At 55.7% G+C, this 13,335-nt stretch carries 16 protein-coding genes; 15 read left to right on the top strand and 1 reads right to left on the bottom strand.

Going from position 1 to position 13,335, the window contains the following annotated elements; translation table 11 throughout:
* Positions 1 to 413: 413 nt before the first annotated feature.
* Positions 414 to 854, top strand: coding sequence for a VOC family metalloprotein YjdN (gene yjdN / locus MES37_RS20785; protein WP_064541045.1), 441 nt, complete (start codon positions 414 to 416; stop codon positions 852 to 854).
* Between the two features lie 49 nt (positions 855 to 903).
* On the opposite strand, the gene MES37_RS20780 is transcribed toward yjdN, so the two are convergent.
* Positions 904 to 2,118, bottom strand: a complete 1,215-nt coding sequence (locus MES37_RS20780; protein WP_121814497.1) for a phospholipase effector Tle1 domain-containing protein — start codon at positions 2,116 to 2,118, stop codon at positions 904 to 906.
* Between the two features lie 191 nt (positions 2,119 to 2,309).
* On the opposite strand from MES37_RS20780, the gene phnC reads away from it, so the two are divergent.
* The 14 genes from phnC (at position 2,310) to phnP (ending at position 13,301) form a co-directional block, all read left to right on the top strand.
* On the top strand, positions 2,310 to 3,092 hold the full coding sequence (gene phnC / locus MES37_RS20775; RefSeq protein ID WP_064541053.1) for a phosphonate ABC transporter ATP-binding protein: 783 nt from the start codon (positions 2,310 to 2,312) through the stop codon (positions 3,090 to 3,092).
* Positions 3,093 to 3,122: 30 nt separating this feature from the next.
* Entirely contained in the window at positions 3,123 to 4,139 is a 1,017-nt protein-coding gene (phnD, locus tag MES37_RS20770) for a phosphonate ABC transporter substrate-binding protein (protein ID WP_064541056.1), read from the top strand.
* Between the two features lie 113 nt (positions 4,140 to 4,252).
* Positions 4,253 to 5,035, top strand: coding sequence for a phosphonate ABC transporter, permease protein PhnE (phnE, locus tag MES37_RS20765; protein ID WP_064541059.1), 783 nt, complete (start codon positions 4,253 to 4,255; stop codon positions 5,033 to 5,035).
* Positions 5,036 to 5,119: 84 nt separating this feature from the next.
* The gene (gene phnF, locus MES37_RS20760; RefSeq protein WP_064541062.1) at positions 5,120 to 5,845 is read left to right on the top strand and encodes a phosphonate metabolism transcriptional regulator PhnF; all 726 of its coding nucleotides are present in this window, start codon (positions 5,120 to 5,122) and stop codon (positions 5,843 to 5,845) included.
* Complete coding sequence (gene phnG, locus MES37_RS20755; protein WP_064541064.1) at positions 5,846 to 6,307, top strand: phosphonate C-P lyase system protein PhnG; 462 nt, start codon at positions 5,846 to 5,848, stop codon at positions 6,305 to 6,307.
* Complete coding sequence (gene phnH / locus MES37_RS20750) at positions 6,304 to 6,888, top strand: phosphonate C-P lyase system protein PhnH (protein WP_064541067.1); 585 nt, start codon at positions 6,304 to 6,306, stop codon at positions 6,886 to 6,888. The genes phnG and phnH overlap by 4 nt, the downstream gene beginning before the upstream one ends.
* Positions 6,888 to 7,952 (top strand): carbon-phosphorus lyase complex subunit PhnI, encoded by a 1,065-nt coding sequence (locus MES37_RS20745; RefSeq protein WP_133523031.1) that lies wholly within the window; start codon positions 6,888 to 6,890, stop codon positions 7,950 to 7,952. The genes phnH and MES37_RS20745 overlap by 1 nt, the downstream gene beginning before the upstream one ends.
* Entirely contained in the window at positions 7,945 to 8,793 is an 849-nt protein-coding gene (gene phnJ, locus MES37_RS20740) for an alpha-D-ribose 1-methylphosphonate 5-phosphate C-P-lyase PhnJ (RefSeq protein ID WP_064541073.1), read from the top strand. The genes MES37_RS20745 and phnJ overlap by 8 nt, the downstream gene beginning before the upstream one ends.
* Positions 8,790 to 9,548, top strand: coding sequence for a phosphonate C-P lyase system protein PhnK (gene phnK / locus MES37_RS20735; protein WP_064541076.1), 759 nt, complete (start codon positions 8,790 to 8,792; stop codon positions 9,546 to 9,548). The genes phnJ and phnK overlap by 4 nt, the downstream gene beginning before the upstream one ends.
* A gap of 124 nt (positions 9,549 to 9,672) precedes the next feature.
* The gene (gene phnL / locus MES37_RS20730) at positions 9,673 to 10,374 is read left to right on the top strand and encodes a phosphonate C-P lyase system protein PhnL (protein ID WP_064541079.1); all 702 of its coding nucleotides are present in this window, start codon (positions 9,673 to 9,675) and stop codon (positions 10,372 to 10,374) included.
* Positions 10,364 to 11,500, top strand: a complete 1,137-nt coding sequence (phnM, locus tag MES37_RS20725) for an alpha-D-ribose 1-methylphosphonate 5-triphosphate diphosphatase (RefSeq protein ID WP_064541082.1) — start codon at positions 10,364 to 10,366, stop codon at positions 11,498 to 11,500. Before phnL ends, phnM begins: the two co-directional genes overlap by 11 nt.
* Complete coding sequence (gene phnN / locus MES37_RS20720; protein ID WP_133523032.1) at positions 11,500 to 12,087, top strand: ribose 1,5-bisphosphokinase; 588 nt, start codon at positions 11,500 to 11,502, stop codon at positions 12,085 to 12,087. Before phnM ends, phnN begins: the two co-directional genes overlap by 1 nt.
* Positions 12,080 to 12,565 (top strand): aminoalkylphosphonate N-acetyltransferase, encoded by a 486-nt coding sequence (gene phnO, locus MES37_RS20715; protein WP_064541089.1) that lies wholly within the window; start codon positions 12,080 to 12,082, stop codon positions 12,563 to 12,565. The genes phnN and phnO overlap by 8 nt, the downstream gene beginning before the upstream one ends.
* Positions 12,543 to 13,301 carry a phosphonate metabolism protein PhnP gene (gene phnP, locus MES37_RS20710; protein ID WP_237932565.1) on the top strand — a complete coding sequence of 253 codons (759 nt, stop codon included), beginning with the start codon at positions 12,543 to 12,545 and terminating at the stop codon, positions 13,299 to 13,301. Before phnO ends, phnP begins: the two co-directional genes overlap by 23 nt.
* The last annotated feature ends 34 nt before the right edge of the window (positions 13,302 to 13,335 follow it).

Here is a 13,335-nt window from a genome sequence, read left to right as displayed (position 1 = left end):
TTTGACTTTGAATTTCGGGTCCGGCTTAAATCGCCTCCATTTTGACTCCAGGTGGCAGGGTCCAGCCGTCGGGAACGGCTGGAGGGCGCGATCGTCGGGAACGAATCGCAACCGACCCTGACACGGAGGCTAAATGGAGGTTTACCGCTTGCGGCGATTTATTTGCCGGGAGTCCGGGTTCTTAGGGGGGCGACAGTGGCCCCCCTAAGACGTTCACCGGTTCGGTAGCGACATAAATACACTTTCGCCTGGTGAACGGAACCTTCTCCGGATCGGCAGGGGCCGCCCTTCAAAGATGCGTATAAGAGACACCTCCCCCCACAAGAGGCTGAAAAACCACTCCCCCCCGCCTGGCTTGCCCCACTCGCCGCAACTACACTTCTTCTGCACTCCGTGTATAAGAGGAATAAGTTATGTCTGTTGGACCCTACATCTTTTTTGACGGCACCTGCGAAGAAGCAATCGCGTTCTATCAACAAGCGGTGGGTGCTGAATTGCTGTTTAAAATGACGTTTGGCGAAATGCCAAAAGACCAAAATCAGTCGGCTGAAGGATGCAACAGCGGTTTTAACTGGCCAGACGATAAAATCATGCACGCTAACGTCCGCATTGGCGGCGGCGACGTGATGATGAGCGACGGCAATATGATGGATTCCGATAAAGCGAAGCACGCTGGCTATGCGCTGAGTCTTTCCAGTCAAGATGTTGCTGAAGGAAAACGCTGGTTTGATAACCTTTCCGCCGGTGGCGTAGTCACTATGCCGTGGAGCGAAACATTCTGGGCGAAAGGCTTCGGAATGTTTACCGACAAATTTGGCATTCCGTGGATGGTAAACGTCGAAAAACCGATGTAATCAGTTTTAGGGGCGACCGCCTGCGATAACAGGCGCCAGCCCCTTAATCCTAACGTGCAATCGCCCAGCTGATTGGGATTGCGCCCTGCCCGTGCAAATAGTCCTGTAACGGCTGCGGAACGTAAGGCCCTGCCAACCATTCCCCGGTCACCGCCGACTGCTGCGGCAATTCTGAACCGCCCGTCAACCGCTCAATAACCGAATGGTGAACCATCATTGATGAGGTCACTGGCGGAGGAAGTTGGCGCGGCAAAATGCGCAAATAACGGGTTGGCGGATACCAGTCACAATGCAGCGGCCCGAGCGGGTCAGCCGCGACGTCGCTGGGGGCGAGATTAATCCCCAAATCGTCGAGCGCATCGTGCATCCACAAATACGCGCCATTCGACAAACTACGATCCTCACCAGTATTGTCATACCCCCCGCCGACATCCTGATGAATACCGGGAAACATCACCTGCAAAATACGATCGCGGTTGTCCCACAGCACCGGGGCTAAATCGACGCGCTGTTCATCAATCGCCAACGCCTGTAGGCCATATTTGACCCTTGGATGCAGCTCGGTATTATTAAAGCGGAAAACGTTGTAACGCTTGTCATTGAAATATTTAGGAATGCCCATCTGTCCGACCGTTTCCCACACCGCCACCGCTTCAATGGAAGACGGACGCGTAATGCAGGTTGGGTCGACGCTGTCGCAAAAAAAACCCGGCAACTCGCGTACCACGCTGCCTAACAGACTGGGGCTCATTTCTGGTGAATGGGCCAGATACTGTGCCCACACCGATGAGGCAAAGCGCCAGGCTTCTTCTTTATTGCGCAGGTTTAAATTCAGCTTTTCACGGCTTAATAGCCCACGATCGATGATCATCTCCGCCAGTACCCGCGCGGTATAAGCACCGTGGCTAAACCCCACCAAATAGATCCTGTCGCCCGCTTGCCAGTGGCGGCTGATAAAGGTGTAGCCGCGCAGGATCGGCACGATCAAATTCGCGCCAAATACGCCACTTAACCGTTTTACCAGGCCATTATGCGGATCGCCCATGCCATAAATATACTTCGCCACTTGCACCACATTGCCGCTGTTATCCGTCAGCACTTTTTCTTGCTCATTGGCTAACAACAAACTCTGCTGGTCAACAACGCCTTTCAAATCAATAAATAACTGATAAACATTACTGGCTACAGTCTCATCATCAATTTTTGGTTCTACACCTGGAGCGGTCCATGTGCCATCGGCACAAAAAATAATATTCTTGCTCATCGCTGCCTTCCCAATGACCGACGGGTACTAGTAAGGAAATACAAAAACGAAGCGACTCACAATACGACAAATAGTTGATTAGCCTGATGACTTCCAGGCTGTGACTCACTCTTCATCATATCGAAATATAACGTTAACAAAATCGTCACACTTCATCGGCACCATGAGGCAACTTTTTAAGGAGCCTTGTGATGCAAAACATTATTCGCGTCAACAAACTGAGCAAAACCTTCAACCAGCATCAGGCGCTAAATGCCGTCGATCTTGAAGTCAACGAAGGTGAGATGGTCGCTCTGCTGGGGCCGTCTGGCTCAGGCAAATCCACCCTCTTACGCCATCTTAGCGGCCTGATTACTTCTGATAAATCAGCCGATTGCCATGTTGAATTGCTCGGCCGCACCGTCCAAAAAGCGGGCCGTCTGGCAAGCGACATCCGTAAAAGCCGCGCGCACACCGGCTACATCTTCCAGCAATTCAACCTGGTAAACCGCCTGACAGTACTGGAAAACGTGCTGATTGGCGCACTGGGTTCCACGCCGTTCTGGCGCACCTGTTTTAACTGGTTCACCCGCGAACAAAACCAACGTGCGTTGCAGGCACTGACCCGCGTCGGCATGACTCAGTTTGCTCATCAACGTGTCTCCACCCTGTCCGGTGGGCAACAACAGCGCGTGGCAATTGCCCGCGCTCTGATGCAGCAAGCAAAAGTGATTCTCGCCGATGAGCCGATTGCCTCACTCGACCCGGAATCCGCACGCATCGTGATGGAAACACTGCACGACATTAACCGTCTGGATGGCATCACCGTGGTGGTGACGCTGCACCAGGTGGATTACGCCTTGCGCTACTGCGAACGCATTGTCGCGTTGCGCCAGGGCCATGTGTTCTACGACGGAAGCAGTTCGGCGTTCGACAACGAACGGCTGGGAAATCTTTACCGCAGTATGGCTCGCGTTGATGCGGTCGCTGCCTAACAAATTTGTCATCTACCTCAAGGAACAGTCATGAGCTACAAAGCCGTAAAAGCACTAGCCTTTACCAGCCTGCTGAGCGTTAGCGCCCTGTTCAACGCAGCCCATGCGGATGAACAAGAAAAATCCCTGAACTTCGGCATTATCTCCACCGAATCGCAACAAAACCTGAAGCCGCAATGGGAACCGTTCCTGAAGGACATGGAGAAAAAACTGGGCATGAAAGTGAACGCTTTCTTCGCACCGGATTACGCAGGGATCATTCAGGGCATGCGCTTTAACAAGGTTGATATTGCCTGGTACGGCAACCTTTCGGCGATGGAAGCGGTAGACCGCGCTAACGGCCAGGTGTTTGCGCAGACCGTAGCGGTAGATGGCTCTCCGGGTTACTGGAGCGTGCTAATCGTTAACAAAGACAGCCCAGTCAACAACCTGCAAGACCTGCTGGCAAAACGTAAAGACCTGACGTTTGGTAACGGTGACCCGAACTCAACCTCTGGCTACCTCGTCCCAGGCTACTACGTTTTCGCCAAGAACAACGTTTCGGTGAACGAATTTAAACGTTCGGTGAATGCCAGCCATGAAACCAACGCCCTGGCGGTTGCGAATAAGCAAATCGACGTGGCAACCAACAACACCGAAAACCTCGAAAAACTGAAATCCTCTGCACCAGACAAACTGAAAGAACTGAAGGTCATCTGGAAATCGCCACTGATTCCGGGCGACCCAATCGTATGGCGTAAAAACCTGTCCGAAAACACCAAAGACAAAATCTACGACTTCTTTATGACTTACGGCAAAACGCCGGAAGAGAAAGAAATGTTGAGCCGCCTGGGTTGGGCACCGTTCCGTCCATCCAGCGACCTGCAACTGGTGCCGATTCGCCAGCTGGCGCTGTTTAAACAGATGCAGGGTGTGAAGGACAACAAAGGCATGGATGAGAAAGACAAAACCCTGAAGGTCAGCGAGTTGCAAAACCAACTTAGCGACCTGGATCGTTTGACTGCCGCACTGTCTGCGATGACCAGCGTGAATAAAGCAGTTCAGTAATCGCCTCAGGCCCTCACCCTCTCCCTCAGGAGAGGGGACAGACCGGTTTTCTCCCTCTCCTGAGGGAGAGGGCTGGGGTGAGGGCAAAGAAGCACAAACCAACGGAGCACTCCATGCAGCAAACCATTCAAATCGCCGCACCAAAACGTAGCTGGTTCTCGCTACTGAGCTGGGCGATTTTGTTAGCGGTCCTCGTAGCCTCCTGGCAAGGCGCGGAAATGGCACCGCTCACTTTGATTAAAGATTCCGGCAACATGGCCACCTTCGCGGCCGACTTCTTCCCACCTGACTTCAGCCAATGGCGTGATTACCTGGGGGAAATGTTTATCACCCTGCAAATCGCCGTTTGGGGCACCGCACTGGCTATCGTTATCTCCATTCCCTGCGGCCTGATGTGTGCCGACAACCTGGTGCCATGGTGGGTTTACCAACCAATGCGCCGCTTAATGGACGCTTGCCGTGCCATCAACGAAATGGTGTTTGCGATGCTATTCGTGGTCGCCGTCGGCCTCGGCCCCTTCGCAGGCGTCCTGGCACTGTTCATCCACACCACGGGCGTGCTCTCCAAACTGCTTTCTGAAGCCGTGGAAGCCATCGAACCCGGCCCGGTGGAAGGCATCCGCGCAACCGGCGCTAACAAACTTGAAGAAATCCTCTACGGCGTGCTGCCGCAAGTGATGCCGCTGCTTATCTCCTACTCGCTATACCGCTTTGAGTCGAATGTCCGTTCGGCAACGGTGGTCGGCATGGTGGGCGCAGGCGGGATTGGCGTGACGTTGTGGGAAGCGATTCGTGGATTCCAGTTCCAGCAAACCTGTGCGCTGATGATCATCATCATCGTCACCGTCAGCCTGCTGGATTTCATGTCGCAACGACTGCGTAAGCACTTTATCTAGGTGATGACGATGGCCACTCTTTTCCGTAGGGCGGATAAGCGCAGCGTCATCCGCCGTAAATGCCACACAGAGGATTGACTGAAAATGCACTTATCCAGACATCCGACCAGTTACCCGACACGTTACCAGGAAATCGCCGCGCTGCTAGAGCAGGAGCTGCGTAAAAATTACCACTGCGGCGATTACCTGCCAGCCGAAAGCCAACTGGCTGCACACTACGCCGTAAACCGCCACACGCTGCGCCGCGCCATCGATCAGTTAGTGGAAAAAGGCTGGGTGCAGCGCCGTCAGGGCATTGGTGTGTTAGTGCTGATGCGCCCGTTTGACTACCCGCTAAATGCGCAAGCCCGCTTTAGCCAGAACCTGCTCGACCAGGGAAGCCACCCCACCAGTGAGCGCTTACTCGCAGTACTGCGCCCGGCTTCCAGCCATGTCGCAGACGCGCTCGGCGTCACTGAGGGTGAAAACATTATTCACCTGCGCACCTTACGCCGCGTCAACGGTATCGCGGTGTGCCTGATTGACCACTACTTTGCTGATCTTTCGTGGTGGCCGGTGCTGCAACAGTTCAACCACGGTTCGCTGCACGACATCATCGAAACCCAGCTCGGCATCAGCCTTAAACGTACCCAAACACGCATCAGCGCACGCCGCGCTCAGGCTAAAGAAAGCCGCCAGTTGGAAATCCCCAACATGGCTCCGCTGCTTTGCGTGCGCACTCTCAACCACCGTGAAGGCGAAATCAATCCGGCGGAATACTCCGTCAGCTTGACCCGCGCCGACATGATTGAATTCACCATGGAGCACTAAATGGACGCACCGCAAATTGACATCGCACAGCGCCAGCAGTGGATGGCCGTGCTCGCCCACAGCCAGCCACAAGAACTGGCCGCACTTTGGGCAGAACTGAAACTAAATCCTGAATATCAAGTAATTCGAAAGTCCGAAACCGGACTTGTACAAATCCAGGCGCGCATGGGCGGCACCGGGCAACGCTTCTTTGCCGGAGACGCCACCCTGACTCGCGCCGTGGTTCAGCTTGCCAATGGTACTTACGGTTACAGCTACCTTTCAGGGCGCGATAAAGCCCACGCCGAACGCTGTGCTGTCATCGATGCGCTGATGCAAGAAAAAGTGCAGTTCCAGACTTTACAAGAAACCTTAATTGCACCGCTAGCCGCCAACCGCGAGCAACGCCTGGCCGCCCGTCGCACCCAAATTAACAGCAGCCGAGTCGACTTCTTCACTCTGGTTCGCGGAGATAACGCATGACCCTGATGACCGCTTTTAACCTGCCCGTGCAGGACGCCCAACAGAGCTTCCGTCGCCTGCTAAAAGCGATGAGCGAGCCAGGCGTTATCGTGGCGTTGCATTCACTGCAACATGGCTGGAAACCGCTAAACATCGCCTCCACCAGCGTGCTGCTGACGCTTGCCGACAACGACACTCCGGTGTGGATTAGCGAAGCGTTAAGCAATGACGTCACGCTGCAAAACGTCCGCTTCCATACCAACACCCCGATTTCCCAGACGCCGGAACACGCACAGTTTGCCGTTGCCGATAGCGCCATTACCGCTGAGCAACTTAACGCTCTGGCGCAGGGAACAGACGTGGCACCCGACACTAGCGCCACGTTGATTTTGCAGGTGTCGAGCCTGAGCGGCGGCCGCATGTTGCGCTTAACCGGCGCGGGCATTCTCGAAGAACGGATGATCGCCCCACAACTGCCCGACTGCGTGATTGACGAACTGACCGAGCGCCCGCACCCGTTCCCGCTGGGCATTGATTTAATCCTCACCTGCGGCGAGCGCCTGCTGGCCATCCCGCGCACCACTCACGTGGAGGTGTGCTGATGTACGTAGCCGTCAAAGGGGGCGAAAAGGCGATTACCGCCGCCCACCAATTGCAGGAACACAATCGCCGTGGCGATCAGAATCTGAGTGAGCTGAGCGTCGCGCAAATCGAGCAACAGCTTGGGCTGGCGGTCGACCGCGTGATGACCGAAGGCGGTATTGCGGATCGCGAACTGGCGGCACTCGCCTTTAAACAAGCCAGCGGTGACATGGTTGAAGCCATCTTTCTACTGCGCGCTTACCGCACCACGCTGCCACGCCTGGCGGTGAGCGAGCCACTGAACAGCGCGGAGATGCGTCTCGAACGCCGAATTTCCGCGGTCTACAAAGACGTACCTGGCGGCCAGTTACTTGGCCCGACGTACGATTACACCCACCGTCTGCTGGATTTCACTTTGCTGGCAAACGGTGAAACGCCAGAACTGAAAACGACTGATGACAACGCCGAACCTGCACCGCACGTTTTCAGTCTGCTGGCGAAACAGGGGCTGGCAAAAGCGGAAGAAGATAACGGCGAAAAACCCGATGACATCACCCGCCAGCCGCCGGTATACCCGTGCTCACGTTCATCGCGCCTGCAACAACTGGTGCGTGGCGACGAAGGTTATTTGCTGGCTCTCGCCTATTCGACTCAGCGCGGTTACGGCCGCAACCACCCGTTCGCCGCTGAAATTCGCAGTGGTTATGTCGACATGGAAATTGTGCCGGAAGAGCTGGGATTTGCGGTCAACATCGGCGAACTGCTGGTAACCGAATGCGAAATGGTCAACGGTTTTGTAGCACCTGTTGATGAAGACCCGCACTTCACCCGTGGCTACGGGCTGGTGTTCGGTATGAGCGAACGCAAAGCGATGGCCATGGCGCTGGTTGACCGTTCGCTGCAAGCACCGGATTACGACGAAACCGTAGCAGGCCCGGCGCAGGACGAAGAATTCGTGCTGGCTCACGCCGATAACGTCGAAGCCGCCGGGTTTGTCTCGCACCTGAAACTGCCGCACTACGTCGACTTCCAGGCCGAACTGGAACTGCTTAAACGTCTGCAAAAGGAACGTAATCGTGACTAAGGCACTCTCCGGCTACAACTTTGCTTATCTGGATGAACAAACCAAACGCACACTGCGCCGCGCGATCCTCAAAGCCGTGGCAATCCCCGGTTACCAGGTGCCGTTTGGCGGGCGTGAAATGCCGATGCCGTACGGCTGGGGAACCGGCGGTATTCAAATTACCGCCAGCGTGATTGGCGAAAACGACGTGCTGAAGGTGATTGACCAGGGCGCAGACGACACCACCAACGCGGTATCGATTCGCAACTTCTTCAAGCGTGTGACTAACGTGGCGACCACCGAATCCACTGCCGATGCCACGCTGATTCAGACCCGCCACCGCATCCCGGAAACGCCGCTGACTGAAGATCAGATCCTGATTTTCCAGGTGCCAATCCCTGAACCGCTGCGCTTTATTGAACCACGCGAAACCGAAACCCGCACCATGCACGCGCTGGAAGAGTACGGCGTGATGCAGGTGAAACTGTATGAAGACATCGCCCGTTTCGGCCATATCGCCACCACTTACGCCTATCCGGTGAAAGTGAATGAGCGCTACGTGATGGACCCGTCGCCAATCCCGAAATTCGACAACCCGAAAATGGACATGATGCCCGCGCTGCAACTGTTTGGTGCCGGGCGCGAAAAACGCATCTACGCGGTGCCGCCGTATACCCGCGTCGAGAGCCTCGATTTTGACGACCATCCGTTTACCGTCCAGCAATGGGAAGAGCCGTGCGCGATTTGCGGCTCGCAACACAGTTACCTTGACGAAGTGGTGCTCGACGATGCGGGCAACCGCATGTTCGTCTGCTCCGATACCGATTTCTGCCGCCAGAACAGCGAGGCCGCAAGTTCATGACTCAACCCTTACTTTCGGTCAATAACCTGACCCATCTGTACGCGCCGGGCAAAGGCTTCAGCGATGTTTCATTCGAGCTTTACCCGGGTGAAGTGCTGGGCATTGTTGGCGAATCCGGCTCGGGTAAAACCACGCTGCTGAAGTCGATTTCCGCCCGCCTCGCCCCACAAAACGGCGAAGTGGTGTACCTCGATTCTTCTTTATATGACATGAGCGAAGGCGACCGCCGCCGCTTGCTGCGCACCGAATGGGGCGTGGTGCATCAACACGCGATGGACGGCCTGCGCCGCCACGTTTCGGCAGGTGGCAACATCGGTGAGCGTTTAATGGCGACCGGTGCGCGCCACTACGGTGACATTCGCGCTACCGCCGAGCGCTGGTTAGAAGAGGTGGAAATCCCGGCCTCGCGAATCGACGATTTACCGACCACGTTTTCCGGTGGCATGCAGCAACGTCTGCAAATCGCCCGCAACCTGGTGACGCATCCGAAACTGGTATTTATGGATGAGCCAACCGGCGGGCTGGACGTTTCCGTACAAGCGCGCCTGCTCGATTTGCTGCGCGGCCTGGTACGCGAACTGAATCTGGCGGTAGTGATTGTCACCCACGACCTGGGCGTGGCGCGTTTACTGGCAGACCGCCTGCTGGTGATGAAGCAAGGACAAGTGGTGGAAAGCGGCCTGACCGACCGCGTGCTGGACGACCCGCACCACCCGTATACCCAGTTGCTGGTGTCATCAGTGTTGCAAAATTGACATTTGTCGGATGACGACGCTAACGCGTCTTATCCGACCTACGAAAAATACACACTGCACACCTGTAGGTCGGATAAGGCGAAGCCGTCATCCGACGTCATGGCATACGTTTTAAGGAACCAATATGTACAGATTACGGGTTGAAAACCTGAGCAAAACTTTTGTGTTACACCATCAACACGGTATCCGTTTGCCAGTGCTGGCGAATGCCTCGCTGGAAGTGGAATCCGGCGAATGTGTGGTGCTGCACGGCCATTCCGGCAGCGGAAAATCCACCCTTTTACGCTCGCTGTACGCCAACTATTTGCCTGACCAGGGACATATTTGGGTCAAACATAACGACGCGTGGCTGGACATTGTGCAGGCTCCAGCGCGTGACGTGCTAGCAGTGCGCCGCCAGACCATTGGCTGGGTGAGCCAGTTTTTGCGCGTCATCCCGCGTATTTCAGCACTTGAAGTGGTGATGCAACCGCTGCTGGATTTGGGTGTTTCACGTGACGTCTGTGAAGACAAAGCGTCAATGCTGCTGACTCGCCTGAATGTGCCAGAACGCTTATGGAACCTGGCACCATCGACGTTTTCCGGCGGCGAACAACAGCGCGTGAACATCGCCCGTGGCTTTATCGTCGACTACCCAATTTTGCTGCTCGATGAACCGACCGCCTCACTGGATGCGAAAAACAGCGCCGCCGTGGTGGATTTGATTCTGGAAGCCAAAGCACGCGGTGCGGCAGTGGTCGGGATTTTCCACGACGAAAGCGTGCGCAACCTGGTCGCAGACCGCCTGCACAATATGGCAACCGTTGAGGCTAAAAATGATCATTAACAACGTCAAACTGGTGCTGGAAAATGAAGTGGTTAACGGCTCGCTGGAAGTGGCCGACGGCGTAATTCGTAATTTTGCCGACAGCCCAAGCCAGCTACCGCAAGCGCAAGATGGCGCAGGCGGCTGGTTGCTGCCGGGGTTAATCGAACTGCATACCGACAACCTCGATAAATTCTTCACCCCGCGCCCGAAAGTGGACTGGCCTGCGCACTCAGCGATGAGCAGCCACGATGCCTTAATGGTGGCAAGCGGTATCACCACGGTGCTGGACGCCGTGGCGCTGGGCGATGTACGCGACGGTGGCGACCGTCTGGATAACCTCGAGAAGATGATTAACGCAGTGATGGACAGCCAGGCGCGTGGTATGAACCGCGCCGAGCACCGCCTGCATCTGCGTTGCGAACTGCCGCACCACACCACACTGCCGCTGTTCCAGCAGTTGATTGAACGTAGCGGCGTGTCGCTGGTGTCGTTGATGGACCACTCACCAGGCCAGCGCCAGTTCGCAAACCTGGTGAAATATCGCGAATATTACCAGGGGAAATATCAGCTTAACGATGCCGACATGGACAGCTACGAAGCTGAACAGTTAGCACTGGCTGAACGCTGGTCACAGCCCAACCGCCTGGCGATTGCCGCCGAGTGCCGCGCGCGCAATATCGCGCTTGCCAGCCACGATGACGCCACCCGCGCTCACGTTGCAGAATCCCACGAGCTGGGCATTGTGATTGCCGAATTCCCCACCACGCTTGAAGCCGCCCAGGCCTCGCATCAGCATGGAATGAGCGTGTTGATGGGTGCCCCGAATATTGTGCGCGGCGGCTCGCATTCCGGTAACGTGGCGGCGCATCAGCTTGCGCAAGCCGGGCTACTGGATATTCTCTCTTCCGACTATTACCCGGCGAGTTTGCTGGATGCTACATTCCGCGTCGCCAGCGACGAATCAAACCGTTTCACCCTGCCACAAGCGGTGGCACTGGTGACGCGCAACCCGGCCAACGCATTGAATCTCGATGACCGTGGCGTGCTGGCAGAAGGCAAACGTGCCGATATGGTACTGGCGCATCTTCACGGTGACCACGTTCACGTCGGCCATGTCTGGCGTCAGGGAATACGGGTGTTCTGATGAGCAAAATTGTCTGGTTGATGGGGCCGTCTGGCTCCGGGAAAGACAGCCTGCTGACGGCACTGCGCCAGCAGGAGAATAATCAACTACTGGTGGCGCACCGTTACATCACCCGCGCTGCCGATGCCGGATGTGAAAACCATATCGCGCTGAGTGAAAAGGAGTTCGCTCAGCGCCAGCAACAGGGTCTGTTTGCCCTGTGCTGGCAGGCCCATCACCAAAGTTACGGCATCGGCATCGAGCTGGATATCTGGCTCGACTCCGGCTTCGACGTGGTGGTGAACGGCTCGCGCGAGCATTTAGCACAGGCGCGAGCGCGTTATGGCGAGGCGTTAGTGCCAATTTGTCTGCATGTTTCAACCGACGTTTTGCGCAAGCGTCTTGAAGCTCGCGGCCGCGAAACTGCACCACAAATCGAGCAACGCCTGCAACGTGCCGCCTTCTACGCACCGGATTTGGACGAATGTCTGATACTTAACAACGATGGCAGTCTGGCAGAGTCTGTCTTATCGTTTATGCGTCTGGTGAATAACCGACGCAACACGAACATCGTCCATTTTCGTCCGAAGGAACCGCGCCATGTCTGATGTCATTGAGGTAAAGCATATCGTCGAATTACGTCCCGCAACCGCTGCTGACAGCGATGCCGTATATAGGCTGATTTGCGAACTCAAACAGGCCCAGTTTGATCGCCAGGCATTTAATAATGGATTTGCGGCAAACCTCGCAGAACGCAATGTGCATTACCATCTGGCGCTGCTCAATGGCGAAGTGGTCGGCATGGTGGGTTTGCAGCTGCAATTTCATCTGCACCATGTGAATTGGGTGGGAGAAATTCAGGAACTGGTGGTGATGCCGCAAGCTCGGGGATACGGCGTGGGCAGCAAGCTGATGGCCTGGGCGGAACAACAGGCGCGCACTGCCGGAGCTGAGCTGACCGAGCTTTCCACCAGCACCAAACGCCTGGACGCCCATCGTTTTTATCTGCGCGAAGGGTATCAGCAGACCCATTTTCGGTTTACCAAGCCAGTGGAGACACTGAATGAGCCTGACACTAACCCTTAGCGGAACGGGCGGCGCACAACTGGTGCCTGCTTTTGGCTGTTTTTGTGCCGCCTGCGAGCGTGCTCGCAATAATCCGCAATATCGCCGTAAGCCTTGCAGCGCAGTGGTGAAGTTTAACGAAGCGGTGACGCTGCTGGATGCCGGGATTCCCGATTTAATGGACCACTGGCAACCTGCGGAATTTCAGCAGTTTTTGCTGACCCATTACCACATGGACCACGTGCAGGGTTTATTTCCGCTGCGCTGGGGCGTGGGCGAGAAAATCCCGGTCTACGGCCCTGCCGATGAACAAGGTTGCGACGATCTGTTTAAACACCCTGGCATTCTCGATTTCAGCCACACGCTTGAACCGTTTGTTGGGTTTACCCTGCAAGCGCTGCGTGTCACGCCCGTGCCGCTCAACCATTCCAAACTGACACTCGGTTATCTGTTTGAAACCCCGCACAGCCGGGTCGCGTGGTTATGCGATACCGCAGGCCTGCCGGAAAAAACGCTGAAGTTTCTGGCCAACAACAAGCCGCAGGTGATGGTGATTGATTGCAGCCATGAGCCGCGCACGCAGACCCCGAAAAACCATTGCGATTTGAATACCGTAATTGAGCTAAATAAACACATCGGCTGCACGCGTGTGGTCCTCACCCATATCAGCCACCAGTTCGATTGCTGGCTGATGGAGAATGCGTTACCCGAAGGGTGCGAAGCCGGGTTTGACGGGATGGTTATTCGGGTAGATTAGTGTCGGATGACGCTGCGCTTATCCGACCTACGAT

The sequence above is a fragment of the Buttiauxella sp. S19-1 genome (genome assembly GCF_022134725.1).
Taxonomy (GTDB): Bacteria; Pseudomonadota; Gammaproteobacteria; order Enterobacterales; family Enterobacteriaceae; genus Buttiauxella; species Buttiauxella ferragutiae.
The sequence above is the reverse complement of the archived record's forward strand: the minus strand, read 5'-3'. Positions and strand labels throughout refer to the sequence as shown.

Excerpts from the sequence above, each read along its gene's own strand:
- yjdN (WP_064541045.1), top strand. The coding sequence starts at position 414 with ATGTCTGTTGGACCCTACATCTTTTTTGACGGCACCTGCGAAGAAGCA.
- MES37_RS20780 (WP_121814497.1), bottom strand. The coding sequence starts at position 2,118 with ATGAGCAAGAATATTATTTTTTGTGCCGATGGCACATGGACCGCTCCA.
- phnC (WP_064541053.1), top strand. The coding sequence starts at position 2,310 with ATGCAAAACATTATTCGCGTCAACAAACTGAGCAAAACCTTCAACCAG.
- phnD (WP_064541056.1), top strand. The coding sequence starts at position 3,123 with ATGAGCTACAAAGCCGTAAAAGCACTAGCCTTTACCAGCCTGCTGAGC.
- phnE (WP_064541059.1), top strand. The coding sequence starts at position 4,253 with ATGCAGCAAACCATTCAAATCGCCGCACCAAAACGTAGCTGGTTCTCG.
- phnF (WP_064541062.1), top strand. The coding sequence starts at position 5,120 with ATGCACTTATCCAGACATCCGACCAGTTACCCGACACGTTACCAGGAA.
- phnG (WP_064541064.1), top strand. The coding sequence starts at position 5,846 with ATGGACGCACCGCAAATTGACATCGCACAGCGCCAGCAGTGGATGGCC.
- phnH (WP_064541067.1), top strand. The coding sequence starts at position 6,304 with ATGACCCTGATGACCGCTTTTAACCTGCCCGTGCAGGACGCCCAACAG.
- MES37_RS20745 (WP_133523031.1), top strand. The coding sequence starts at position 6,888 with ATGTACGTAGCCGTCAAAGGGGGCGAAAAGGCGATTACCGCCGCCCAC.
- phnK (WP_064541076.1), top strand. The coding sequence starts at position 8,790 with ATGACTCAACCCTTACTTTCGGTCAATAACCTGACCCATCTGTACGCG.
- phnL (WP_064541079.1), top strand. The coding sequence starts at position 9,673 with ATGTACAGATTACGGGTTGAAAACCTGAGCAAAACTTTTGTGTTACAC.
- phnM (WP_064541082.1), top strand. The coding sequence starts at position 10,364 with ATGATCATTAACAACGTCAAACTGGTGCTGGAAAATGAAGTGGTTAAC.
- phnN (WP_133523032.1), top strand. The coding sequence starts at position 11,500 with ATGAGCAAAATTGTCTGGTTGATGGGGCCGTCTGGCTCCGGGAAAGAC.
- phnO (WP_064541089.1), top strand. The coding sequence starts at position 12,080 with ATGTCTGATGTCATTGAGGTAAAGCATATCGTCGAATTACGTCCCGCA.
- phnP (WP_237932565.1), top strand. The coding sequence starts at position 12,543 with ATGAGCCTGACACTAACCCTTAGCGGAACGGGCGGCGCACAACTGGTG.